This window comes from Saccharothrix sp. BKS2 (assembly GCF_047689505.1).
Classification (GTDB): domain Bacteria; phylum Actinomycetota; class Actinomycetes; order Mycobacteriales; family Pseudonocardiaceae; genus Actinosynnema; species Actinosynnema lopnurensis.
Map to the genome: position 1 here is coordinate 159306 of NZ_JAUQOL010000009.1, position 23493 is coordinate 182798.

The 23493-nt window shown below is 72.3% G+C and carries 21 protein-coding genes; 6 read left to right on the forward strand and 15 right to left on the reverse strand.

The features are described from left to right. Positions 1–4 precede the first annotated feature (4 nt). On the reverse strand, positions 5–520 hold the full coding sequence (locus Q5530_RS20645; RefSeq protein ID WP_415364346.1) for a D-glycero-alpha-D-manno-heptose-1,7-bisphosphate 7-phosphatase: 516 nt from the start codon (positions 518–520) through the stop codon (positions 5–7). A 145-nt stretch (positions 521–665) separates the two neighbouring features. Between Q5530_RS20645 and Q5530_RS20650 the strand changes: the two genes are divergently transcribed. Next, a complete protein-coding gene (locus Q5530_RS20650; protein WP_380640685.1) occupies positions 666–1184 on the forward strand; it encodes an SRPBCC family protein in 519 nt (172 codons plus the stop codon). A gap of 255 nt (positions 1185–1439) precedes the next feature. Here Q5530_RS20650 and Q5530_RS20655 read toward each other — a convergent pair whose 3' ends face one another. The 4 genes from Q5530_RS20655 to Q5530_RS20670 are packed head-to-tail and all read right to left on the reverse strand — an operon-like array spanning position 1440 to position 3506. Beyond that, positions 1440–1952, reverse strand: a complete 513-nt coding sequence (locus Q5530_RS20655; RefSeq protein ID WP_415364348.1) for a hypothetical protein — start codon at positions 1950–1952, stop codon at positions 1440–1442. Positions 1953–1954: 2 nt separating this feature from the next. Continuing rightward, positions 1955–2683 carry a metallophosphoesterase family protein gene (locus Q5530_RS20660; protein ID WP_415364349.1) on the reverse strand — a complete coding sequence of 243 codons (729 nt, stop codon included), beginning with the start codon at positions 2681–2683 and terminating at the stop codon, positions 1955–1957. Beyond that, a complete protein-coding gene (locus Q5530_RS20665; RefSeq protein ID WP_380640691.1) occupies positions 2680–2934 on the reverse strand; it encodes a BON domain-containing protein in 255 nt (84 codons plus the stop codon). Before Q5530_RS20665 ends, Q5530_RS20660 begins: the two co-directional genes overlap by 4 nt. Further along, positions 2934–3506 (reverse strand): nucleotidyltransferase family protein, encoded by a 573-nt coding sequence (locus Q5530_RS20670; protein WP_380640693.1) that lies wholly within the window; start codon positions 3504–3506, stop codon positions 2934–2936. The genes Q5530_RS20665 and Q5530_RS20670 overlap by 1 nt, the downstream gene beginning before the upstream one ends. 84 nt (positions 3507–3590) lie before the next feature. On the opposite strand from Q5530_RS20670, the gene Q5530_RS20675 reads away from it, so the two are divergent. After that, entirely contained in the window at positions 3591–3869 is a 279-nt protein-coding gene (locus Q5530_RS20675) for a DUF6480 family protein (RefSeq protein WP_380640695.1), read from the forward strand. 15 nt (positions 3870–3884) lie between these two features. On the opposite strand, the gene Q5530_RS20680 is transcribed toward Q5530_RS20675, so the two are convergent. Together Q5530_RS20680 and Q5530_RS20685 are read right to left on the reverse strand one after the other, a co-directional pair. Beyond that, entirely contained in the window at positions 3885–4892 is a 1008-nt protein-coding gene (locus tag Q5530_RS20680; protein ID WP_415364351.1) for an NAD-dependent epimerase/dehydratase family protein, read from the reverse strand. A gap of 136 nt (positions 4893–5028) precedes the next feature. Next, the gene (locus Q5530_RS20685) at positions 5029–5565 is read right to left on the reverse strand and encodes a Scr1 family TA system antitoxin-like transcriptional regulator (RefSeq protein WP_380640699.1); all 537 of its coding nucleotides are present in this window, start codon (positions 5563–5565) and stop codon (positions 5029–5031) included. A gap of 162 nt (positions 5566–5727) precedes the next feature. Between Q5530_RS20685 and Q5530_RS20690 the strand changes: the two genes are divergently transcribed. Further along, complete coding sequence (locus tag Q5530_RS20690) at positions 5728–6591, forward strand: helix-turn-helix domain-containing protein (protein ID WP_415364352.1); 864 nt, start codon at positions 5728–5730, stop codon at positions 6589–6591. Between the two features lie 28 nt (positions 6592–6619). Then, entirely contained in the window at positions 6620–6796 is a 177-nt protein-coding gene (locus tag Q5530_RS20695) for a DUF397 domain-containing protein (RefSeq protein ID WP_415364354.1), read from the forward strand. A gap of 102 nt (positions 6797–6898) precedes the next feature. Here Q5530_RS20695 and Q5530_RS20700 read toward each other — a convergent pair whose 3' ends face one another. Beyond that, positions 6899–8278 (reverse strand): xylulokinase, encoded by a 1380-nt coding sequence (locus tag Q5530_RS20700; protein ID WP_415364355.1) that lies wholly within the window; start codon positions 8276–8278, stop codon positions 6899–6901. Beyond that, positions 8278–9417, reverse strand: coding sequence for a xylose isomerase (xylA, locus tag Q5530_RS20705; protein ID WP_415364356.1), 1140 nt, complete (start codon positions 9415–9417; stop codon positions 8278–8280). The genes Q5530_RS20700 and xylA overlap by 1 nt, the downstream gene beginning before the upstream one ends. Positions 9418–9478: 61 nt before the next feature. Between xylA and Q5530_RS20710 the strand changes: the two genes are divergently transcribed. Together Q5530_RS20710 and Q5530_RS20715 are read left to right on the forward strand one after the other, a co-directional pair. Then, entirely contained in the window at positions 9479–10651 is a 1173-nt protein-coding gene (locus tag Q5530_RS20710) for an ROK family protein (protein ID WP_380640709.1), read from the forward strand. Positions 10652–11015: 364 nt separating this feature from the next. Next, positions 11016–13733, forward strand: a complete 2718-nt coding sequence (locus Q5530_RS20715; protein ID WP_415364357.1) for an XRE family transcriptional regulator — start codon at positions 11016–11018, stop codon at positions 13731–13733. Between the two features lie 311 nt (positions 13734–14044). On the opposite strand, the gene Q5530_RS20720 is transcribed toward Q5530_RS20715, so the two are convergent. From Q5530_RS20720 to Q5530_RS20745, 6 genes are all read right to left on the reverse strand, one after another. Beyond that, the gene (locus Q5530_RS20720; protein ID WP_415364358.1) at positions 14045–16837 is read right to left on the reverse strand and encodes a cellulose binding domain-containing protein; all 2793 of its coding nucleotides are present in this window, start codon (positions 16835–16837) and stop codon (positions 14045–14047) included. A 400-nt stretch (positions 16838–17237) separates the two neighbouring features. Further along, the gene (locus Q5530_RS20725; RefSeq protein ID WP_380640714.1) at positions 17238–18272 is read right to left on the reverse strand and encodes a LacI family DNA-binding transcriptional regulator; all 1035 of its coding nucleotides are present in this window, start codon (positions 18270–18272) and stop codon (positions 17238–17240) included. Beyond that, entirely contained in the window at positions 18269–19678 is a 1410-nt protein-coding gene (locus Q5530_RS20730) for a GH1 family beta-glucosidase (protein WP_415364578.1), read from the reverse strand. The genes Q5530_RS20725 and Q5530_RS20730 overlap by 4 nt, the downstream gene beginning before the upstream one ends. Before the next feature lie 11 nt (positions 19679–19689). After that, positions 19690–20592, reverse strand: a complete 903-nt coding sequence (locus Q5530_RS20735; RefSeq protein ID WP_415364359.1) for a carbohydrate ABC transporter permease — start codon at positions 20590–20592, stop codon at positions 19690–19692. Next, entirely contained in the window at positions 20589–21593 is a 1005-nt protein-coding gene (locus Q5530_RS20740; protein ID WP_380640718.1) for a carbohydrate ABC transporter permease, read from the reverse strand. The genes Q5530_RS20735 and Q5530_RS20740 overlap by 4 nt, the downstream gene beginning before the upstream one ends. After that, positions 21593–22879 carry an ABC transporter substrate-binding protein gene (locus Q5530_RS20745; protein ID WP_415364361.1) on the reverse strand — a complete coding sequence of 429 codons (1287 nt, stop codon included), beginning with the start codon at positions 22877–22879 and terminating at the stop codon, positions 21593–21595. Before Q5530_RS20745 ends, Q5530_RS20740 begins: the two co-directional genes overlap by 1 nt. Positions 22880–23493 lie beyond the last annotated feature (614 nt).

Sequence of the window (23493 nt, forward strand, 5' to 3'; positions counted from 1 at the left end):
GTCCTCACAGGACCATCGCCAGGGCGGCCCGGAGGTCCGGCGCGGTGTGCGGCGCGCGGTCGACCTCGTCCGGCAGGGTGACCGGGGTGGGGACCAGGATCGGCGTGACGCCCGCGGCCAGGCCCGCCGCCACGTCGGCCTCGATGTCGCCGATGAGGTAGGTGCGCCCGGGGCGGGCGCCCAGCCGCGCGCAGGCGTCGAGGACCATGCCGGGCGCGGGCTTGCGGCAGCCGCAGCCGTCGTCGGGGTGGTGCGGGCAGATCCGCCAGGTGCCGAACGGGCCGAGCAGCTCGTCGACGCGGGCGTTGACCGCCTCGACCTGCGCCGGGGTGAGCAGCCCGCGCCCGATGCCGGACTGGTTGGTCACCACGCCCGTCCGCACGCCGCGTGCCCGCAACGCGCGCAGGACCTCGCGCGCACCGGGCATCGGCTCGACCTTGTCGGGATCGCCGTTGTAGGGCACGTCCCGGATGAGGGTGCCGTCCCGGTCGAACAACACCGCGTCGGGGTACTGGTCCACAGAGGAGATTTAGCCTGGCGAACCCGAAGCAAACACGAAACGGAGAAGCGCTACTCACCGTCACCCGGGAGTGGGTCAGGTGTGGGAGAGGAGCAGGCGGGTACTCCGGAGGGGAGTTCGATTTCCGATGGAGAGGTTGCGAGCAGTGACGACGATCGAGAAGTCGGTGGACGTCGCGGTCCCGGTCACGACCGCGTACAACCAGTGGACCCAGTTCGAATCGTTCCCGCGGTTCATGGAGGGCGTCGAGCGCATCACGCAGGTCACGCCCACCAGGACGCACTGGGTGACCAAGGTTGGCGGCGTGACCAGGGAATTCGACGCCGAGATCACCGAGCAGCACCCGGACGAGCGCGTCGCGTGGCACACCGTGGACGGTCCGCCGCAGGGCGGTGTGGTGACCTTCCACCGCATCGACGACAGCACGACGCGCGTCCACGTGCAGATGCAGTACGACCCGCAGACGCTGGTCGAGAAGGCGGGCTCCGCACTGGGCGTGGTCGAGCACCGCGTGAACGGCGACCTGAAGCGGTTCAAGGAGTTCATCGAGGAGCGCGGTGTCGAGGAGGGCGGCTGGCGCGGCGACGTGCAGCGGCCCCCGCAGGCCGGCGAGACGCGCCACGACCTGCCCGACGGCGGCCGGCCGGGTGACCCGCTGCGATGAGCGCGCGAGCGGTGCCGGGGCCGCGACGACGGGAGGACCGGGTGACCGGTTCGTCCATCCCGCACCCCAGGCCGCCGGTCGACGACAGCTGATCGAAGACGGCGAAAGCCCCGCGAACCACGGTTCGCGGGGCTTCGTCGTGCCCGGGGCCCGAGGTCTTCTTCGTCCCTCGAGGGAATTCCACGTCGCCTACCCACGACGAGGGGGCCGGTGGACCCGAGGGTCCACCGGCCCCCTCGTCGTGGGAGCGGGAGGTCAGTCCCGCTTCAACCGGTCGAACAGCTGCCCCACCGACTGCCGCACCGCCGAGGCCGCGTCACCGAGCAGCGACGCCGTCCCGGGCCGCTCCGCCTCCTCCGGGGAGGCGTTCGGCTTCACGTCCTGGTCCAGCAGCTCCCGCACGACCTCCAGCACCACCTCCGGGTGCCCCAGGGGCACCGGCGCGGCGAACGTCTGGGCCGAGCCCACGACCGCCTCGTGGCGCCGGATCAGGTCACCCACCTCGGAGCCGGCGCCCGCGCCCGCCACGAGGTGCACCCGCACGCCGCGGGACCCGAAGTCCGTCAGCGCCTCGTCCACCTCGCGCCACGGCTCCTCCGCCGCGGGCAGCCGGCACCACATCACCCGCAGGTGCTCGGTGAGCGGCCGCCACGACGCGGGCAGGTCGCCGTGCACGCCGACACCCGCGGGGTCGAGCACCACGACGACCGGCGCGTCCTCCGGTCCCGCCCACACGACCGCCGGGCCGTGCGTCCTGGTCTCCTCCATGCCTACACCTCCACCACTGCGGGTTCCACGCAGTACACCGTGTACGCCTGCCTCAGGATCGGCTGCGCCACGTTGCGCACCCGCACACCACCGGGGGTGAGCCCGTGCTCGGTGCCGAAGTGCGCGTGACCGTGCACCGCGAGGGTCGTCCCGGTCGCGTCGATGGCCTCGCCGAGCTGGTAGGCGCCGAGGAACGGGTAGATCTCCGGCGGCTCGCCGCGCAGCGTGTCCGGGATCGGCGCGTAGTGGGTCAGCGCCACCTTCACGTCGGTGTCCAGGCCCTCCAGGGCCGTGCGCAGCGAGTCCGCGATGCCGATGGTGTGCTTGATGAACGCCTTCATCTCCGGTTCGCCGAACATGCTGCCGCACTTGCCCGCGAAACCGCCGCCGAAGCCCTTGACCCCGGCGACGCCCAGCGAGCGCCCGTTCACGTCGAAGGTGACGGCCTCGCCCTCCAGCACGTGCAGCCCGGCGTCGCGCAGCAGCTCCGTGACCTCGGCGGGCTTGTCGTCGTGGTAGTCGTGGTTGCCGAGCACGGCGACCACGGGCACCGGCAGGTCCCGGAACTCGTCGGCCACCACGCGAGCCTCGGCCGGCGTGCCGTGCCGGGTCAGGTCACCGGCCAGCAGCAGCACGTCGGCGCAGTCGCCCAGCTGCTCCAGCGCGGGACGCATCCGCCCGCGCGCGTCCTCGCCCAGGTGCACGTCCCCCACCGCGGCGATGCGGATCATCGAATCTCCTCCCGGCCCGCCGGCGCGCCGACCGGCACCACCTTCACGTCGTCCAGCACGGTCAGGTCCGGGGCGACGTCGTGGATCACGGCCTTCAGGGCGTCCCGCCGCTCGTCGCTGACCACGCTGCCGGACAGCAGCACGTTGTCGCCGCGCACGGTCACGCGCACGCCCTGCTCGGCCGTGCGCGGGTCCTCGGCCAGGGCCCGGCGCAACCGGGCCGACAGGTACTGCTCGGGCTCTGCGTTCATCACGCGCTCCTGGTCAGCGTCGTCGGGTGCAGCAGGTCCAGGCGCTCCACCAGCACCAGGAACGCCTCCGCGTACGGCGAGTGCTTCGTGGCGCCGCGGACCTTGTCCCAGTCGATCTGCTCCCGCAGCGCGCGGGCGAAGGGCAGCAGCTGGCTGAAGTCGCAGCGGTGCCCGTCCAGGACCAGCAGCTTGCTGATCATCACCTCGGTCGCGGGCATCACCGGCAGCGTCACCGAGCCCACGGCCAGCTCCTCGGCCCTGGACAGCGTCTCGTCGGTCACCGGGATCTCGTTCGGGCGGAACAGCAGGTCCACCAGGCAGTCGCCGTCGTAGACCTTGAGCAACCAGTCCTCGGGCGGCGGGGCGGCCCGCATCCCGGCCGCCACGAGCGCGCTCACCGCGTTCTTGGCGTCCTCCTCGCGCACGATGAGGTCCACGTCGTGCTCCGTCGCGGGGCCGCCCCTCGCGTACACCGCGCACCCGCCCGTCAGGGCGAACGGGATGCCCTCGGTGCGCAGGGCCTTGGCCACCTTGGTCAAAGTGCGCAACAAATCGTCTTGGACACCGCTCATGCCTGCTGACTACCCGGACGTGCCGCGGTTCACACGGGTGGGCATCGCACGGGTAGGCGGGGGCGTGCCGGGTAATCACCGGGCATGACTGCCCAACCGCCCGACCCGGACACCTCCCGCGCTCCCGGCGGCGCGCTGCCGCCCGACCCCGACCCGGCGCGCACGCCCGGCCTGGAGCCCGGCGGCGGGGTCGCGCCCGGGGACACGCCGCCCGACGCCGGTCAGACCTCCGGCCTGTCCCACCCGCAGCCCATGCCCTCGCGGCGCGGCCCGATCATCACCCTGGTGCTCGTGGTGGTGCTGACGCTGCTGGTGCTGGCCTTCATCGTGGCCGAGGTGATGGGCTGGTCGAAGGCGTTCTGAGGACCCCCGGACCCGCTACGGCTTGAGCGGCGGGCTGGGGGCCAGGCCCTCCTTGCGACCCAGCCCGTCGAGCAGCTGCCGGAGCGCGTCCCGGGCGTCGTGGCGGGGCTTCCAGCCCAGCTCGTCCCGCGCCTTGGAGGCGTCCAGCAGCGGTGTGGTGAGGGCGAGGTCGACCCAGCCGGGCGAGGTGGGCTGGAGGCGCAGGTGCCAGCTGACCCGGGCGGCGGTGCGCAGGGCGGTGGGCGACAGCGGCACGTGGCGGGCGCCCAGCACCCCGGCCAGCACCTCGGGGGTGATGACCGGGTCGGAGACGACGTTGAACGCGCCGGTGTGGCCGCCGAGCACGACCTTGGCGACCGCGTCGGCCACGTCGTCGGCGTGCACGAACTGGAGCACCATCGTGCGCGGCAGCGGCAGCACGGGCGTCCGGAGCCGGAACAGGGCGTGCGGGACCAGCGGGCCCAGGAAGTAGCGCTTGATCTCGGCGGCGGCCTCGGGTTGCAGGACGAGTCCCGGTCGCACCCGGCTGATCCGCAGGTCCGGGTGCTCGCGGGCGACCTCGTCGAGCAGGTGCTCCACGGCGGCCTTGTGCCTGCTGTAGTAGGAGGTGGAGACGCCGTCGGTCGGCCAGCTCTCGTCGACGGTGTGGTCCTTGGCGGCCGGCGAGTAGGCGCCGACGGACGACATGTGGACCAGGTGCGGCACGCCGGCGTTGAGGGTCGCGGTGAACACCCGGTCGCTGCCCGCCACGTTGGCCCGGTAGAGCGCGCGCTCGTCGTGGCCCGGCTGGACGCGCCAGGCCAGGTGCACCACGGCGTCCGCGCCGCGGCACACCTCGGTCAGCGGCTCCTCCGCGCCCTCGCGGCTGAGGTCGAGCGGGGTCCACTCGACGTCCCGGTAGGCGTCGCGCCGCTCGGGCGGGCGGCGGGAGACGCCGTGGACGGCGACGTCCGGCTCCTCGGCGAGCCGGCGCAGCAGGGCGGTACCCAGGTTGCCGGTCGCGCCGGTCACCACGATCCTCATGGGCGCCGGGTACCCGCGCGGGTGCGGCGCGACACGAGCGGTCGGCGGGCGGTCCGGGGCTGGTGCGAAGGGTGTTGGCGGCCGGGTTCCGGGGGCCGGTTTGGGGGTCGGTCCCGGCCCGCCAGGCTCCGGCCCGTCAGGCCCCGGTCAGCTCGTGCAGGCGGTCGAACACGGCGTGCGCGGCGTCGGTGTGCTCCGGGTCCTCGGTGAACATCACCGCGTGCGCGTAGGTGTAGCAGACCACCGGCGGCCCACCGGCCATCCGGAACAGCGTCAGGGGCTGGTCCAGCCCCGGGTAGGCCCCCGCGTCGCGCGGGATGACGCGGAAGGTGACGTCGGTCCGGTCGGTCGGCGCCTGCGCCAGCACGTAGGCCGTGCAGCGGCCGGCGTCGAGGTCCCGGAACACCGGGGCCACCCCCAGCGGCGCGTGCAGCTCGACCCGCTCCGCGGACCGGCACAGCTCGTCCAGCACGGCGTTGGCCTGGGTGCCCCAGGAGCACCACAGGTCCCGCTGCCGCACCCGGCGCGAGCCGCCGCCCTCCAGCTCCACGATCCGCTGCGGCGGCAGCCCGACGCGGGCGGCCAGCTCGTCCACGGTCAAACCACGCCGCTCCCGGAGGCCGCGCAGCTTGTCACCCAGTAGACGACCTTGCAGCGATGGGCGCATATCCATCCAGGACCACTCCTAGCCGCCGATCGGAACTGTGGAAACGATGACACAGGGCGGCTCAACTCTTGAATATTCAGAGCTGAAATACGTCCGTTGGGGTGAACACGGACCCTGCTACTGTCCGCAACGTTGCGCACAACCCCGAATTCCGGAGGTTTTCCGCAGGTGACGGGCCGTGAACCGATGCCGCCGTTCGTCCACAAGATCGTCGCCGGACGACAGCTGGAGCTGCTGCGCACCACCGGGGGCCTCACCCAGGAGCAGGTCGCCGAGCGGTGCGGCTGGTCCCAGACGAAGGTCGCCAACGTCGAGCAGGGCGCGATCCGGGTGCGGCCCGACGACCTGGAGAAGCTGTTCGACGTGCTGCGGCCGGACGACGACCAGCGCCGACGGGTCCGCGACCACGTCGAGGCGGGCCGCGCGGCCATCCCCAAGACCGACTTCCGCTGGCGGTTCAAGGGCGACACCCTGCGCAAGGTGGTGGACATGGAGCGCTCGGCGGCCGTGATCTGCTCGCGCTACAGCATGTTCGTGCCCGGCCTGCTCCAGACCGAGGCGTACATCCGCCACCACTTCCGCGCGTTCCGGCCCGCGCTCAGCGAGGAGGAGGTCACCCGGCACACCTCGCTGCGCCTCCAGCGCCAGGGGGTGCTCGACAACCCCGACCAGCGCTTCGCGTTCAGCATCGACCAGGCCGCGCTGGCCCGGATGGGCACCACGCCGTGGGCCAACGAGCAGCTGCTGCACCTGCTGGCCGCGGACCGCCGGCCGAACGTCGACCTGCTGTTCGTCCCCTTCACCCACGGGTACTACCGGGGCCAAGAGGCCCAGTACTCCGTCTACCAATACGACGCTGACCCGACCATCCACCTCCTCTACGTTGAGAGCTACGACGACCGGGAGGTCGTGAGCGACCCCAGGCAGGTGGCCAGGGTCCTCGACCTGTGGGAAGAACAGCGCGCCGCCGGACTCAAGGCCCACGAGGCCGAACCGTTCCTCCGCTTCCTGTCGGGGGCCTCCCGGTCCTGACGACCGCACCGGGAAGGACGTGAACGCGGTGGACGAACCGACGTGGCGCAAGGCGAGCACCAGCCAGGCCGACCCGCAGAGCTCCTGCGTGGAGGTCCGCTTCTCCGCGGGCCGGGCGGTGGTCCGCGACAGCAAGAACACCGCGGGCGGCACCCTGGCCTTCCCGCCGGGCGCCTGGCTCGCCTTCCTCGCGGCACGGCGCTGAAACCCGGGAGGGGTGCTTCCACGTCACGTGGAAGCACCCCTCCCCCCGAACTCCGGCCCCCCGAACTCCGGCCCACCGAACTCCGGCCCCGCGGTCGACCGCTCAGCGGTCGACGGTCAACTCCCGCGCCGCCGCGTAGCGCTCGCGCACCCCGGGCGACGGGTCGGCCTCGACGAGCGCGGCCTCCAGCGAGGACCAGTGCGGCGGTTCGGCCGCACCTCCCGCGGCCCACGCCGCCTGCCGCGCGGCGCCGTCGGCCACGTACTCGCCCGGCGCCGGCACGAGCACCGGGCAGCCGAACACGGCGGGCGCGAGCCGCTGCACGGCCGCCGACCGGGCGCCGCCGCCGATGAGCAGCACCCGGGACACCGGGGTGCCCACCGCCACCAGCGCGTCGATGGCGTCGGCCAGGCTGCACAGCAGGCCCTCGACCGCGGCGCGCGCCAGGTGCGCCGGGGTCATGCTGCCCAGCCGCAGGCCGTGCAGGGCGCCGGTCGAGTCCGGCTTGTTCGGCGTCCGCTCGCCCTCCAGGTAGGGGACGAAGACCAGGCCGTCGGCGCCCACCGGGGCGCTCAGGGCCAGGTCCGACAGCGTGTCCAGGTCCACGCCCAGCACGGCCGCGGTGGCGTCCAGGACCCGCGACGCGTTGAGCGTGCAGACCAGCGGCAGGTGCCCGCCCTCCGCGTCGGCGAAGCCGTTGACGATGCCCGTGCCGTCCGCCACCGGATGTGGCGAGCGGGCGAACGCCGTGCCGGACGTGCCGACGGACACGACCACGTCGCCGGGGCGCATCTGCACGCCCAGCCCCGCGCCCGCGTTGTCCCCCGCGCCCGCGCCGAAGCGGCCGCCGGTCAGCTCCGCCGGGCCGAGCACGCGCGGCAGGCGCGGCACGCGACCGAGCGCCAGCTCCAGCAGGTCCGGCCGGTAGTCCTCAGTGGACGGTGACCAGTAACCCGTGCCGCTGGCGTCGCTGCGGTCGGTGGTCAGGGTGTCCAACGAGGTGCCGCCGGCCAGCTTCCACGTCAGCCAGTCGTGCGGCAGGCAGACCGCCGCGGTACGGGCCACCGACTCCGGCTCGTGCCGCGCCAGCCACCGCAGCTTGGTGACGGTGAGCGAGGCCACCGGCACGCTGCCGACGGCCTCGGCCCACGCCGACGGCCCGCCCAGCTCGGCGGTCAGGTCGGCCGCCGCGCCCGCGGAGCGGGTGTCGTTCCACAGCAGCGCGGGACGCACCACCTCGCCGGCCTCGTCCAGCACGACCATGCCGTGCTGCTGCGCCGCGACCGACACCGCGGCCACGTCGTCCAGGCCGCCCGCCCGGTCGATGGCCGCCTGGAGGGCGTCCCACCAGGCGGCCGGGTGCACTTCGGTGCCCGCCGGGTGCGCCGCGCGCCCCTCCCGCACCAGGGCGCCGGAGTCCGCGTCGCGCACCACGACCTTGCACGACTGGGTGGACGAGTCGACGCCCGCGACGAGCGCCATCAGCGCGCGCCCAGCACGTGCTCCAGCGCCAGCTGCGACAGGCGCACGAACCCGTACCCGCGCTCCGCGGCCGCGGTCACGTCCACGTCGTCGCCCTTGATGAAGTCCGCGATGGACTCGCCCTCGGACAGGGTCGGCTCGGCCAGCTCGTAGACGCCGCTGGTCGTGAGCGCCTCCTGCACCTCGGGGTCGGCGCGGAACGCCGCGGCCCGCTCGCGCAGGAGCTTGTAGGTGGTCATGTTGGCCGCCGCGCTGGCCCACACGCCGTCGATGTCCTCGGTGCGCAGGGGCTTGTAGTCGAAGTGGCGCGGGCCCTCGTAGCCGCCGTGCTCCAGCAGGTCGACCAGGAAGAACGCGGACAGCAGGTCGCCGTGGCCGAAGACCAGGTCCTGGTCGTAGCGCGGACCCTTCTGGCCGTTGAGGTCGATGTGGAAGAGCTTGCCCTGCCACAGCGCCTGGGCGATGCCGTGCACGAAGTTGAGCCCGGCCATCTGCTCGTGGCCGACCTCGGGGTTCACGCCGAACAGCCGGTGGTGCTCCAGCTCGCCGATGAACGCCAGGGCGTGGCCGATGGTCGGCAGCAGGATGTCGCCGCGCGGCTCGTTGGGCTTGGGCTCCAGGGCGAACCTCAGGCCGTAGCCCTGGTCCTCGGAGTGCTGGGCGATGGTGTCCAGCGCCTCCCGGTACCGGTCGAGGGCGACGCGCACGTCCTTGCCCGCGTCGACCTCGGAGCCCTCCCGACCGCCCCACAGGACGATGGTCTCCGCGCCCAGCTCCGCGGCCAGCTCCAGGTTGCGCAGCACCTTGCGCAGCGCGAACCGGCGCACGCCGCGGTCGTTGCTGGTGAAGCCGCCGTCCTTGAACACCGGGTGCTGGAACAGGTCGGTGGTGACCATCGGCACCACCAGGCCGGTCTCGTCGAGCGCGGCGCGGAAGTCCGAGACCCGCCGGTCCCGCTCGGCCGCGTCGGCGTCGAACGGGATCAGGTCGTTGTCGTGGAACGTGATGCCCCACGCGCCGAGCTCGGCGAGCCTGCGCACGGCCGTCGGCGCGTCCAGGACGGGGCGGGTGGCGTGACCGAAGGGGTCACGACCCTGCCAGCCCACCGTCCACAGGCCGAAGCTGAACTTGTCCGCCACGAGAGCACCTCCAATAAGTTTGATGCCTAAACTTATCTCACGGAGCGGCTAGTATCCAGTGGTGTCCCGACCCCGGCCGGCGAGCCAGCACACCGTGCGCAGGCACAACTCCGCCCTGGTGCTCGACACGATCAGGGAGGCGCCCGGCTCGTCCCGCGCGGCCGTGGCCGCCCGCACCGGCCTGACCAAGGCCACCGTGTCCAGCCTGGTCGACCGGATGATCGGCGCGGGCCTGGTGGCCGAGGGCGAGGCGCAGGCGCGCTCCGGACCCGGCCGGCGGGGCACGGCGCTGCACCTGTCGCCCACCGGGCCCCACGGCCTGGGCGTGGAGGTCGGGGTCGACTACCTCGCCACGTGCCTGGTCGACCTGACCGGGCGGGTGCGGGCGCGGTGGGTGCGGCCCAGCGACAACCGCGCCTCCTCCCCCGCCCGCGTGCTGGCCAAGGTCGCCGCGGCGGTGCGCACCGCGCTGGCCGAGGACGTGCCGATCGGCGGGGTCGGGGTGGCCGTGCCCGGCCTGGTCGAGGTGGCGGGCGGCACGCTGCGGGTGGCGCCGAACCTGGGCTGGCGGGAGGTCGACGTGCGGGGCGAGCTGACCCGGCGGATGGACCTGGACGTGCCGGTGCTGGTGGCCAACGAGGCGAACCTGGCCGCGCTGGCGGAGCTGTGGCACGGGGACGTGCCCACCGACTTCGTGCACATCTCCGGCGAGATCGGCATCGGCGCGGGCATCGTGGTCGGCGGCGGGCTGTTCGAGGGCGTGTCCGGGTTCGGCGGCGAGATCGGGCACCTGTCGGTGGACCCCCGCGGCCCGCGCTGCGGGTGCGGCTCGCGCGGCTGCCTGGAGCGGCTGGCCGGGCAGGACGAGATCGTCCGGGCGGCGGGCGTGTCCGGCGTCGACGACCTGCTGACCCGGCTGGCCTCGGCGGACAAGGCCGCGACCACGGCGGTCCGCTCGGCCGCCCGCTGGCTGGGCGTGGCGCTGGCCGGCGCGGTCAACCTCCTCGACCTGCCCACGGTCGTGCTGGGCGGCACCTACGCGCGCCTGGAACCGTGGCTGCGCGACCCCCTGCGCGCCGAGCTGGACCGGCGCGTGGTGAGCGCCGAGTGGTCCCCCGTCCGCATCTGCGCGTCCTCCCTGGGCGCCGAGGCCGCCGTCCGCGGCGCGGCGGGCAGCGCGGTCCGCGCCATCCTCGCCGACCCGGACCCCTACGTCACCTCAGCCCTGACCTGACCACCAACTCAGGCGTCACGAACGCTGAACTCGGGGGTCCCGAACGTACGACACGCGGGACGCGAACGTACGACACGCGCGCGAGTCGTACGTTCAGGTCGGGCGTGTCGTACGTTCAGGACGGGTGAGTTCAACGTTCGTGGGCGTTGAGGTGGCCGGGGCGACTTGCCGTGGCCCGGCGGGTCGTTCTGGGCGTGTCCAGACGTGTCCGCAGGTAGAGCGCGTGCGGTGCGTGACCTGCCGCGCACCCGAAGTCATCACCCGGATGCGTACCCGCGATGGGGAGGTGCGCGAGGTCACGTTCTGACAGCCTGGACGCCACTCCGGACGCCGAGGGCCGGGGACACGACCAGGGGGTGACCCGGTGCCGCGTGGAGAGCGACCACTGGACGTCGGCGACAGCCCGCTGCTCAGGTTCGCCGCGGAGCTGAGGTCGCTGCGCGACCGGGCCGGGGGCCAGAGCTACCGGCAGCTGGGCGCGCGCGCCCACTACTCCGCCACCACCCTGTCCGACGCGGCCGGCGGGCGCAGGCTGCCCACGCTCGCCGTGACGCTGGCGTACGTGCGCGCCTGCGAGGGCGACGTGGCCGAGTGGGAGGACCGCTGGCGCCGGGTCGCCGCCGAGGTGCTGCCCGGCGAGGACACCGGCCGGGACGCGGCCTGCCCGCCCTACGCGGGGCTGGCCGCCTACGGCACCGAGGACGCCGAGTGGTTCTTCGGCCGCGACCACCTGCTCGACGACCTGGAGAAGCGCATCGCGGCGCGCCGGTTCGTCGCGGTGTTCGGCGCCTCCGGCGCGGGCAAGTCCTCGCTGCTGCGCGCCGGGCTGGTGCCGCGGGTCGTGGGCCGCGTCGTGGTGACCACCCCCGGTGAGCTGGACGTCCGCGCCGAGCTGCTCGACCTGGACGTGGACCTGCTGATCGTGGACCAGTTCGAGGAGGTCTTCACCCTCTGCCCCGACGCCGACCAGCGGACCGCGTTCGTCGAGGCGCTGCTGACCGCGCCGTGCCGGGTCGTGGTGGGCGTGCGCGCCGACTTCTACGGGCACTGCGCGCAGCACCCGGCGCTGGTGGGCGCCATCACCGACGGCCAGCTGCTGCTCGGGCCGATGGGCCCGGAGGAGCTGCGCCAGGTCGTCATGCAGCCCGCGGCGAAGGCGTCCTGCACGGTCGAGACCGCCCTGGTCTCCCGGCTGATCGCGGACGCCACCGGCCAGGCGGGCGTGCTGCCGCTGATGTCGCACGCGCTGCTGGAGACCTGGCGCCGCCGGCGCGGCAAGGCGCTGACGCTGGCCGGGTACGAGGCGGCGGGCGGCATCCAGCACGCCATCGCGCAGACCGCCGAGCACACCTTCACCTCGCTGGAGAAGCAGCAGCGCGAGCTGGCCCGGCAGGTGTTCCTGCGGCTCACCGCGCTGGGCGACGGCACCGAGGACACCAAGCGGCGGCTGCCGCGCGCCGAGCTGGACGCCGACCCGGACCTGGACGTCGTGCTCGACCGCCTCGCCCACGCCCGGCTGCTCACCCTGGACCGGGACTGCGTGGAGATCGCGCACGAGGCGCTGATCCGCTCCTGGCCCCGGCTGCGCGGCTGGCTCGCCGAGGACCGCGAGGGCCTGCGCACGCTGCGCCGGCTCACCGAGGCCGCCGCCACCTGGGAGTCGCTGGGCCGCGACCCGGACGCGCTGTACCGGGGCACCCGGCTGGACACCGCCCTGGAGTGGACGCGGCGCGACGGCGTGCGCACCAGCGCCCGGGAGCGGGACTTCCTGGCCGAGAGCGGCCAGGCCCGCGACCGCGAGCGGCACACCGCCCACCGCCGCACCCGGCGGCTGCGGCAGCTCGTCGCGCTGCTGGCCGTGCTGCTGGTGTGCGCGGGCGGCGCGGGCGTCTACGCCGTCCGGGCGCAGAACGAGGCCGCGGAGGGCTGGCGCTCGTCGGCCGCCTGGTACGTCGCCAACCAGGCGCAGGCGCTGCGCGCGAGCGACCCCCGGCTGGCCGACCAGCTCGCCATCGCCGCCCACCAGCTCAACCCCACCGACGCCCTGCGCGACGGCGTGCTCAGCGCGCACGCGGCGAGCGGGAAGGACATGGTCAGCCGGTCGACCTTCGCCGGGGGCCTGAGCCCGGACGGCACGCCGCTGCCCACCGACCGGGTGCCGGTCCCGGCCCTCGACCAGTACCGCAGCATCACCGCGCGCGACGTGCCCGACCTGGTGGTGACCTCGACCGCGGAGAACTCCGTGTCGCAGGCGTTCGCCACCACCCTGCGCAACCGGGAGGCCGCGGTCTGGAACACCACCGACGCGATCGACCCGGTGGTCGCGCACACCTTCGACTTCCCCGTGGTGCGGGTCGCGATGAACCCCGGCGCGCGGATCGTGGTCACCGTCTCCGAGATCAAGGAGGTGGTGGTGTGGGACTGGATGGACCCGAACCGCCCGGTCAAGCGGTCGCGCCTGATCGGCCACGACCACCGGCTGGACGGCATCGCGTTCAGCCCCGCCGGGAACGTGGTCATCACCTACGACGAGATGGGCGTCATCCGGCTGTGGGACCTGACCGACCTCGACCAGCCCAAGCGGATCGGCGAGCAGCCGCTGGGCGAGGCGATCTCGTCGGTCGCGCTCACCCCGGACGCGGGCACGCTCGCGGTCGGCTTCCCGAGCGGCAAGGTGCGGGTCTGGGACCGGACCAACCGGTGGGCGCCGCGTGAGCTGTGGTCGCGCAAGGCGCACCCGGAGGCGATCAGCGCCCTGGGGTTCCGCCGCGACGGCCTGGCGCTGGCCACCGTCGGCAAGGACGACAAGGTGGCGCTGTGGAGCCTGGCGGACCGGACCCGGCCGGTGGAGCAGGGCCGGATCGCCGGGCGCACCGACCGGATCTCCGGGGTGTCGTTCGACGAGGACCCGACGCGGCTGGTGACGACCAGGGCGGACGGCACGTTCCGCGACTGGGAGTTCGACTTCGACGTGGCGCGGCGGGAGATGTGCGAGCTGGTGGAGGCGGACATCACGCGCGAGGAGTGGCAGCAGTACGTGGCCGCCGTCGGCGCGCTGGAGTACCGCCGCCCGTGCCGCTGAGCCGCGACCGGTGACGGCCGGTGCGGAGGCCACGGCGGTGACGCGACGGTAATGCGACCGGTGACGCGGAGACCACGGCGGTGACGGCCCGTGGCGTGGAGGCCGCGACCGGGTGATGCCGGGGCCACGACCGGGTGGTGCCGAGGAAACGCCAGAACCGCACCGGCGCCGCGATCCCCTCCCACCGGGTGCGTCCGGCACGCTCCGGGTGGAGGGGTACTGCTGTTCGCGGCGAGCGCCGGTGCGGTCCTGCCGACCCGGTGGCGCGGCCCCTGGATCGGGCGGCCGCGTCGCCGGGCAACGAGGGCCCGCTAGGCGGTCGAACAGGTCCTGCCGTTCAGGGTGAAGCCGGTGGGTGTGACGTTGCTGCCCTGCCAGCTCGCCTGGAAACCGAATTCCACCGAGCCACCCGCGGCCACGGTCCTGTTCCATCCCTCGTTGGTCACCGAGACGGCGGCGCCCGACTGGGTCGCCCTGCCGTTCCAGCTGTTGGTGATCTCCTGGCCGTTCGCGAACGACCAGCCGAGGTCCCAGCCCGTGACGGCGCCCGGTCCCCGGTTGGTGAGCTTCACCGAGCCGGTGAAGCCGCCTCCCCACTGGTTGACGACCCGGTACTCCACCGAGCACGCGGCCGGCGGAGACGTGGTGGTCGTCGTGGTGGTCGTCGTGGTGGTGGTCGTCGTCGTGGTGGTCGACGGCGGCCACGGGTGGGTGGTCACGACCGGGCCGTCCGGGTCGGCCACGAGGATGCCGCGGCCGTTGGTGCCCAGGTAGACGCGCCCGTAGACCCTCGGATCCCCGGTGATCGCCTCGCCCGCGTTGCCGTACTGGTGGGCGTCGTCGTTGATGCGGATCCAGCCCGAGCCGACCCCCTCGTGGCCCAGGTCCTCGGACCGGAAGACGCCGTCCACGCCGATGCCCACGGTCAGCACCGCGAAGATCGTCGGGTAGGTCCGGCCGGGCGCGGCCTTGCCGAACCCGATGTTCACGCCCCGGCCCACGTGGCTGTTGCGCCTGGCGGTGGCGCCGGAGTCGGTCGAGCGGTACAGGCCGCCCTCGCCGACCGCCCAGACGTCGCCCTCGTGGCCGGGGGTGGCCTTGAGCCTGGTGGCCCCCGCGACCTCGGCGCCCGCGGTGAACGTCGCGCCGCCGTCGGTGCTGGTGTGCAGGCGCCCGCCGGCCAGGGCGTAGAACTTGGCCGGGTTCACCCGGTCGGCCTCGACGACCGCGCCCGCCGGCACCCCCGCGGACGGCGCCCACGAGGTGCCGAAGCCCACCGAGTGGTGGACGCCCGTGCCCGCCGGCGACCACACGAACCGGCCGCCGTCGGCCGCCGCCGCGACCGTGCCGCCGCCGGTGACGCCGCCCGGCTCGGCGCCCGGGAACCAGTTCGCGCCCCCGTCGGTGGAGAACGCCACGTTCGGCTGGTCGTCGACGTTGCCGGAGCGGACCACCACGGCGGGGTTGCCCTCGGCGTAGTCCAGGCTGGTCGTGGTGGTGAAGTTCGGCCGGGTGAACATCATCGGCGGCACCCGGGTGAGGTCGGTGTGCCGGAACCCGCCGAGGTCGCCCAGGCCGCTGATCAGCGGCGCGTCCCCGGTGGGCGGGCTGATCAGGTCGAGCACCGCGGTCTCCTCCAGGCCGGCGGCGGTCGGCTTGACGGTGATCTGGCCGCCCTCGTCCCACCTGCGCAGGTCGGTGGTGCCGTAGACGGTGGCCCCGGTGCCGTAGAGCATCCGGTCGGAGTCGAACGGGTCGATCTCCAGCGACTCGACCATCCAGCCGAGCTTCGGCGCGACCTCCGGCGGCTGCGGGTTCGCGCCCCAGCTCAGCCACGGCGCGGAGCCGATGTCCATCCGGTAGCGGAAGCTGCGCTCGGGGTAGTCGGTGTAGTCCCAGGCCCGGGTCCAGGTGGCGCCGCCGTCGGTGCTGCGGAAGAGGACGACGTCCGGCCACCAGGAGATCTGACTGGCGACCATCAGCGTGTCGGGGTCCTGCCGGTCGACGGTCAGGCCGCTGTAGCCGAAGTGGGCGTCGGGGCTCGACGACGGGATCGGGCTGATCAGCGCCCAGTCCCCGGTGGCGGTGTCGTACTTCCACACGTCGCCCTTGCCGCCGTCGTACGGGCCGCCGGTGTCGCTGGTGGCCAGGTAGAGGAAGCCGCCGGTGGTGTCCAGCACGCCCTTGTGGGCGAGGTAGCCGGTGGGCTGGCCCGCGAGCCGGGTCCACGTCGCGCCCGCGTCGGTGCTGCGGTAGACGGTGTTGTCCTTGTCGGCGACGCCCGCGTAGAGGGTCCTGGTGGGGCTGCCGGGCGAGGACGAGCGCGGGTCGTAGGTGATCCAGACGACGCCTTGGACGTCGCTGGAGTAGCCGGTGGTGTCGTCGGGGTCGGCGACGTGGTTGCCCGGGTTCGGGAAGGCCGTGACCTGGGACCACGTGACGCCGCGGTCGGTGCTGCGCCACAGGCCCTTGCCGCTGGGCGCGCCGAGGTAGAGCACCCGGCCGTCGTTCGGGTCGACCGCGAGCCGCTCCCCCATGCCCCGGCCGGGCATGTTGCCGCCGACCTTGAACGGCAGCTCGGTGACCTGCCAGGTGCGGCCCCGGTCGGACGAGCGCAGGATCGCGCCGTTGTTCGGGTCCCAGCTGTTGGTGTACATGCCGACCGCGGCGTAGACCCGCTCGGCGTCGGTGGGGTCGGGGGCGATGCTCGCCACGCCGTTGTAGCCCCACCGGTCCCAGCCGACCCAGTCGAGCAGGGGGATCCAGCGGCCGGCGCCCTGGTCCCACCGGTAGGCGCCGCCGATGTCGGTGCGGGCGTAGACCAGGTCCTTCTCGGCCCGGCTGAACACGATGCCCGGCACGAAGCCGCCGCCCGCGATCTCCGCGTTGCGCCAGTGGTGCTTCTGCACGACCTCGGCCACCGAGGAGGCGTCCACGCGGGGGGTGCGGGCGCCGGGGCCGGTCGCGCTGGCGACGGCGACCAGGCCGAACGCGGCGAGGACCGCGGAGGTCAGGGCCAGCAGCCTCCGGCCGAGCCCGCTGCCCGGGTCCGGGCGCCCGCGGTCGCCGAGGAGGCCCGGGTACCGCGCCGAGGTGGCTGCCATCGTGCCTGCGCTCCTTTGCGCGGGGCGGGAGGAGGCGGGGGCGAGAGGTGTCCGCCTCCTCCCGGGCTCTTCGGGGAGGGGTGCGCGGACGCCGCCGCCCTACCGGGGCGGATCCCGGTGGTGCCCGGGGCCGCGGCGTTCGCGCTCGGGGCGCTCCCGGTACCACCCGGTTCTGGGAGCGCTCCCAGGTCGTTGTCAGGCGACGGTAGCCGGCTGGATCGACCCTCAGCAAGACCCCTGGCTAGACCGTTCGAGTGATGTTCCGTGAACGAAAGATTTCACGCGATCGAAGGACGACTCGAACAGGACCTGCGGCATAAGATGGACAAAACGGCAAAGGATCCGGAACACGCGGAACCAGCCGACGGACGTGCCGCCGGCCGGTTCGCGGAGGTCGTGCTCAGGCGCTCGCGCGGGTGACCATCGAGGTCGGCAGGAGCAGGAAGGGCGGCAGGTTCTCCTCCCCCGCCAGCTCCGCCATCAACCGCCACGTCATGGTGCGGCCCAACTGCTCCACGTCCTGGCGGATCGTGGTCAGCGGCGGCACCGCGGTGGAGGCGATCATCAGGTCGTCGAACCCGACCACGGCCACGTCGTCGGGCACCTTCTTGCCGTGCGCGTGCAGGGTCTGGAGGGCGCCCAGGGCCATGATGTCGGCGCCCACGAACACCGCGTCCAGCGCCGGTTCCCGCCGGAGCAGGTCGGCCATGGCCGCCGCGCCGCTCTCCGGGGTGAAGTCCGTCGCGTAGGCGACCAGGTCGGCGTCCATCCGGGCCTGGCTGATGCCGCGCTTCCACCCCGAGAGCCGGTCCATGCCCACCGCCATGTCCCGGGGACCGGCGATGGTGGCGATCCGCTCGCGCCCCAGCGAGACCAGGTAGCGCGCCGCCTCCATGGCCCCGTTGAAGTTGTCGGAGTCCACATAGGGCACGCCGCCCGCGCCGAGGGGCCTGCCGCCGACGACGGTCGGCAGGCCCGCGTCGGCGAGCGTGCGGGGCAGCGGGTCCTGGCCGTGCAGGCTGATCACCAGCACGCCGTCCACGTGGCCGCCGCAGAGGTAGTTCACCAGGTCCTGCTCGTCGCCCTCCTTGCTCATCATGAGGACGAGCTGGACCCGCTTGCCCGCGAGCTCGGCGTTCACCCCGCGCAGCACGCCGGCGAAGAACGGGTCCGCCAGCACCCGGCTGCCCTGCTCGGAGACGACCAGGGCGATGCAGTTCGCCCGGCTGCCGGCGAGCGTGCGGGCGGCCTGGTTGGGGCTGTAGCCGAGCTGCGTGATGGCCAGGTGGACGGCCTCGCGCGCCTTGGAGCTCACGTACGGTTCGCCGTTGATCACCCTGGACACGGTCGACTTGGACACCCCGGCGGCACGAGCGACCTCCTCGAGCCGGGTGTTCGGTCGTCGTGCCCTGGGTGGTTCAACGGCATCGGTCACGGAGCGACCGTCGCCGTGAGAGCGTTGCCACGGGCAACCTGCGAGTACCACATGGCGCTCATCTTAGGGGTCCGCACCTGGGTGTCGTAGTCGACATGCACGATCCCGAACCTCTTGGCGTAACCCTCGGCCCACTCGAAGTTGTCCATGAGCGACCACGCGAAGTAGCCGCGCAGGTCGACGCCCTCCCGGATGGCCGCGTGGGCCGCCCGGAGGTGGGACTCGATGTAGTCGCGGCGCTCCACGTCGTTGATCGAGCCGTCGTCCTCGAAGGCGTCGCGGTAGGCGGCGCCGTTCTCGGTCACGTACAGGGGGATGCTCGGGTAGTCCTCGTGCACCCGCTTGAGCACCTTGTAGAGGCCGTTCGGCTCGACCTCCCAGTCCATGTCGGTGCGCGGCAGGCCCCGACTGGGGAAGGTGACGTGCTCGGCGCCCACCCAGGGTGACCCGGTCGGGCGACGTCCGTTGGTCTGGACCGGCGCCTGGGCGGGCTCGGGGTCCGGGGTGCCGCTGACGAAGTGCTCGGCGTAGTAGTTGACGCCCAGCTGGTCCAGCGGCGCGGAGATGATCTCCAGGTCGTTCTCGCGGATGTGCTTGGAGAACCCGTAGGGCTCCAGGTCCGCGACGATGTCGGCCGGGTACTCGCCCTTGAACACCGGGTCGAGGAAGATCCGGTTCTGGAGGCCGTCCAGCCTGCGGGCGGCGTCCAGGTCGGCCGGGTCGTCCGGGTCCGCCGGGATGATCGGGTACATGTTCAGCGTGATCCCGATCTTGGCGTCGGGCGTCTGCTCGCGGATGGCGGCGGTGGCCAGCCCGTGGGCGAGCAGCAGGTGGTGCACGGCGGCGACGGCGGCCTCCGGCTCCTGGCGGCCCGGGGCGTGCACGCCGGCGGCGTAGCTGAGCAGCGACGAGCACCACGGCTCGTTCAGCGTGGTCCAGTTGGACACCCGGTCGCCCAGCGCGCCCACGACCGACTCGGCGTACTCCGCGAAGCGGTACGCCGTGTCGCGGTTGGCCCAGCCGCCCTCGTCCTCCAGCGTCTGCGGGAGGTCCCAGTGGTAGAGGGTCAGCCACGGGGTGATGTTCTTCTCCAGCAGCCTGTCCACCAGCCGGGAGTAGAAGTCCAGGCCCGCCTGGTTGACCCGGCCCGCGTCGGGGCGGATCCTCGGCCACGCGGTGGAGAACCGGTACGCGTGCAGCCCGAGGTCGACCATCAGCTGGACGTCCTCGTCGACGCGGTTGTAGTGGTCGGCGGCGGGGTCACCCGTGTCACCGCCCACCACCGCGCCCGGCGTCCGGCAGAACGTGTCCCAGATGGACGCGGTGCGACCGTCCGCGGTGGTCGCGCCCTCGATCTGGAACGCCGCGGTCGCGGCGCCCCACACGAATCCCTCGGGAAAGGAAATCGACTCCACAGCTACCCCTTCACAGCACCCTGCATGATCCCGGCGACGATCTGCCGACCGAGTACGAGGAAGACGATCAAGATCGGGACCGTGGCCATGGTGGTCCCGGCGAGCACGAGCGTGTTGTCGACGTAGTAGCCGCTCTGGAGCTTCTCCAGGGCGACCTGCATGGTCGGGTTGGCCGGGTCGAGCACGATCAGCGGCCAGAGGAAGTCGTTCCACGACATCATGAACGTGAAGATGCCGAGCATGGCCGCCGCCGGGCGAACCGCGGGCAGGCACACGTGCCAGAACGTGCGGATCATGCTGCAGCCGTCCATGCGGGCGGCCTCGATCAGCTCGTCGGGCACGGCGTCGGCGATGTACTGGCGCATCCAGAACACGCCGAACGCGGTCACCAGGTTGGGGATGATGACCGCGCCGAGGGTGCCGGACCAGCCGAACTCCGCCATCGTCATGTAGAGCGGGATGATGCCGAGCTGGGTGGGCACGGCGAGGGTGGCGACCACGAAGACCATCAGCGGGCCGCGCCCCTTGAAGCGCAGCTTCGCGAACGCGAATCCGGCCAGGGTCGACAGGACGACGACCGACAGGGTGACGGTGCCGGAGACGATGATGCTGTTGCCCAGCGCCTGCCAGAACGGGATGGTGTCCAGCACCCGGCCGGCGTTGATGAAGAAGTTCCCGCCCGGGATCAGGGGCGGGTCGCCGGTGATCTCCGAGTCGTTGTGGCTGGCCACCACGAACGACCAGTAGAACGGGAAGGCCGAGCCCAGGATGAAGGCGATCAGGATCCCGTAGACGGTGAAGCCGGGGCGGCGGTCGGACAGCGTGCCTTTGCCCCCGCCCGCGCGCCGGCGCCGGTCCGGCGGTCGCGCGACGACGGGCGGGCTCCCGTGGATGACGGCCATCATGATCCTCCGGAGGATGCGAGTCGCCTGGTGATCAGGAAGTTGACGCCGGCGATCCCGATGATGACCAGGAACAGGACCCAGGCGATCGCGGAGGCGTAGCCGAGGTCGAAGTTCTGGAAGCCGGACTGGTACATGTAGAGCACGACGGTCTGGTACTGGTTCGAGGCGCCGCCGTTGTTGCTGCCCGCGGGCGCGAACAGCTTCGGCTCGGTGAAGATCTGGAGGCCGCCGATGGTCGAGGTGACCACCACGAAGATCATCGTCGGGCGCAGCAGCGGCAGGGTGATGCTGAAGAACTGGCGCACCTTGCTCGCGCCGTCCACCCAGGCCGCCTCGTAGATGTCGCGCGGGATGGCCTGCATGGCGGCGAGCACGATCAGGGCGTTGTAGCCGGTCCAGCGCCAGTTGACCATGGTGGCGATGGCGACGTGGCTCCACCACCGCTCCGCCTGCCAGTCGATCCGCTCCAGCCCGACGAACTCCAGCAGGCTGTTGATCATGCCGTACTGGGGGCCGAACAGGTTCGCGAAGATGATCGTCAGGGCGACGAGGCTCGCCACGTAGGGCAGCAGCACGCCCATGCGCCAGGCGGTCCGGCCGCGCAGCGCGGTGTTGAGCAGGGCGGCCAGCAGCACCGCCACGACCACCTGGGGACCGCTGGAGAGCACGAAGATGCTCAGCGTGTTGACCATCGCGTTCCAGAACTGCGAATCGGCCAACAGCGTGGTGTAGTTCTCCATGCCGACGAACGGCTGTTCGTCGGCGCCCAGCTCCCAGTCGAACAGGGAGATGTAGGCGGTGTAGAGCAGCGGGAAAAGGCCCACGATGCCGAACACGACGAAGAACGGCGCGATGTAGAGGTACGGCGAGAACTTGACGTCGAACCGCGTCAGCCGATATCGCCAGCTCAGTTTGGCGGGGGCGTTGTCATCGTTGTCTTCGCGCCGCGGCGGGCGGGGCTCGGCGCCCCGCCCGCTCGCGACCGTCAATTCGGTCGTCATTACTTGGCAGCCTTCTTGGCTCCCTCGAGGACCGTGTTCCACGCGTCCGCCGGCGCGGTGCCCTGCTCGACGGCCTGCAACGCCGGGGAGAGCACGGTCTCCTGGATGGTGCCGTCCTCCGGGCCCTTGTACTGGGCCGCGGGGACCTTGTTGGCCTGCTCGGCGAACAGCAGGCCGACCTTCTCGCCGCCGAAGTACTCGTCGGTCTGGTTCAGCAGCTCGGGCGAGATCAGGGCCTGGGTCTGGCTGGGGAAGGTGCCCTTGGCGGTGAACGCCTTGATCTGCTGCTCGGGCGCGGTCAGCCACGCGGCCAGCTTGGCGGCCTCGGTCTTGTTCTTGCCCTGCTTCGGGACGCTCAGGTACGAACCGCCCCAGTTGCCGCCGCCGCCGGGGAAGGTGGCGCTGACGGCCCACTTGCCCTTGTGCTCGGGGCCGGAGTTGTCCCGGATGCCACCCAGCATCCACGACGGGCACACCTTGGTGGCGAACGCCGACTCCTTGAAGCCGCGCTTCCACTCGTCGCTCCAGGCGACGAGCTTGGCGGACTGACCGCCCTGGACGGCCGCGGAGACCTGCTCGAAGATCTTCTTGTCGTTGTTGGTCTCGATCGCGAGCTTGTCGTCCTGGTCGAAGTAGCCGACCTTCTCCTGGTTGTGCATCGGGTTGAAGACCTGCGAGGCGGAGTCGAACCACGCCTTGCCGGTGGCCTTCACGTACTGGTCGCCCGCGGCGAAGTAGGTGTCCCAGGACTCGAACAGCGCCTTGACGCCCTCGGCGTCGGACGGCATGTTCGCGGCTTCCAGGAGGTCCTTGCGGTAGCACATGGCCAGCGGGCCGATGTCGGTGCCGTAGCCGATCAGCTTGCCGTCCTTGGTGGTGACGGCGTCGACCTTCCACTGGAGCCAGCGGTCCTCGCGGACATCGGACGGGCCGATCTCCTTCAGGTCCTCGAACTGGCTCGACTTCGACATGACCTGGGCCAGGTAACCCTCTTCGATCGCCTCGACGTCGGCGAGACCGGAACCCGCGGCCAGCTTGGTGAACAGGTTCTGGTGGTGGGGCGCGCCCTGACCGGTCTTGCGCTGCTCGATCTTGATGTTCGGGTTGGCGGCTTCGTACTCCTTGAAGAGTTCCTCGTAGCCGAACTCGTTGAACGTGGCGACCGTCAGCACGGTCTTGCCATCGGAGGTGGTGGTGGAACCACCCGAGCCACAGGCCGAGGCGGCCAGGGCGACCACTGCGGTGCAGGCCACTGCCTTGGCCAAGCCCGCTCGACGGTAGCGCACGAGAACTCCTCAGTTGATCGGCGGTGAACGTTCTGGGAGCGCTCCCAGGTTTTGGGGGAGTGTGGTTCGCACCACGGAGTTGTGTCAAGCTCCCGTGTCCGCGCTGTTACCGACGTTGCGACATTTGCGCCGCTGGAACGATTCTGCTAGCGGGGTCGTGGATGGTCCGTTCAGGCACCATCCGTAGACCGGTCGGACACTCTCGGTTTACCCCTACCGCGAAGCGCGAGGCCCCGACCTGCGAGTTCCGCGTTCCGGACCCCAGAGTCCCACGTTGACGACTCCACACTTCCCCGTTGCCGTCTCAGTTGTCGATCTGTTGCAGATCCGTGTCACGCGATCATGCGCGCTCGCCGGGCACTCACACACGCACTCCACACAGGACCAACCACGGACATCGCGCGCTTGTCGAACCGCGGGGCAGCTCGTGTTCCCCCGTATGGCCTGGGCGCAGCCCTACCGCGCTTGTCAAGGGGGTGTCGCACGCTTTTCGCGACGCCCCCTTGACAAGGGTGGTTGCCTTTGGCAGGCCATGCGGGGGAACACGAGCCGTTGCCTTTCCCCCCGGAGGTCTGCCCAGCGGCGAGCGTCGTCCGTGAACCGAATTTATTGGT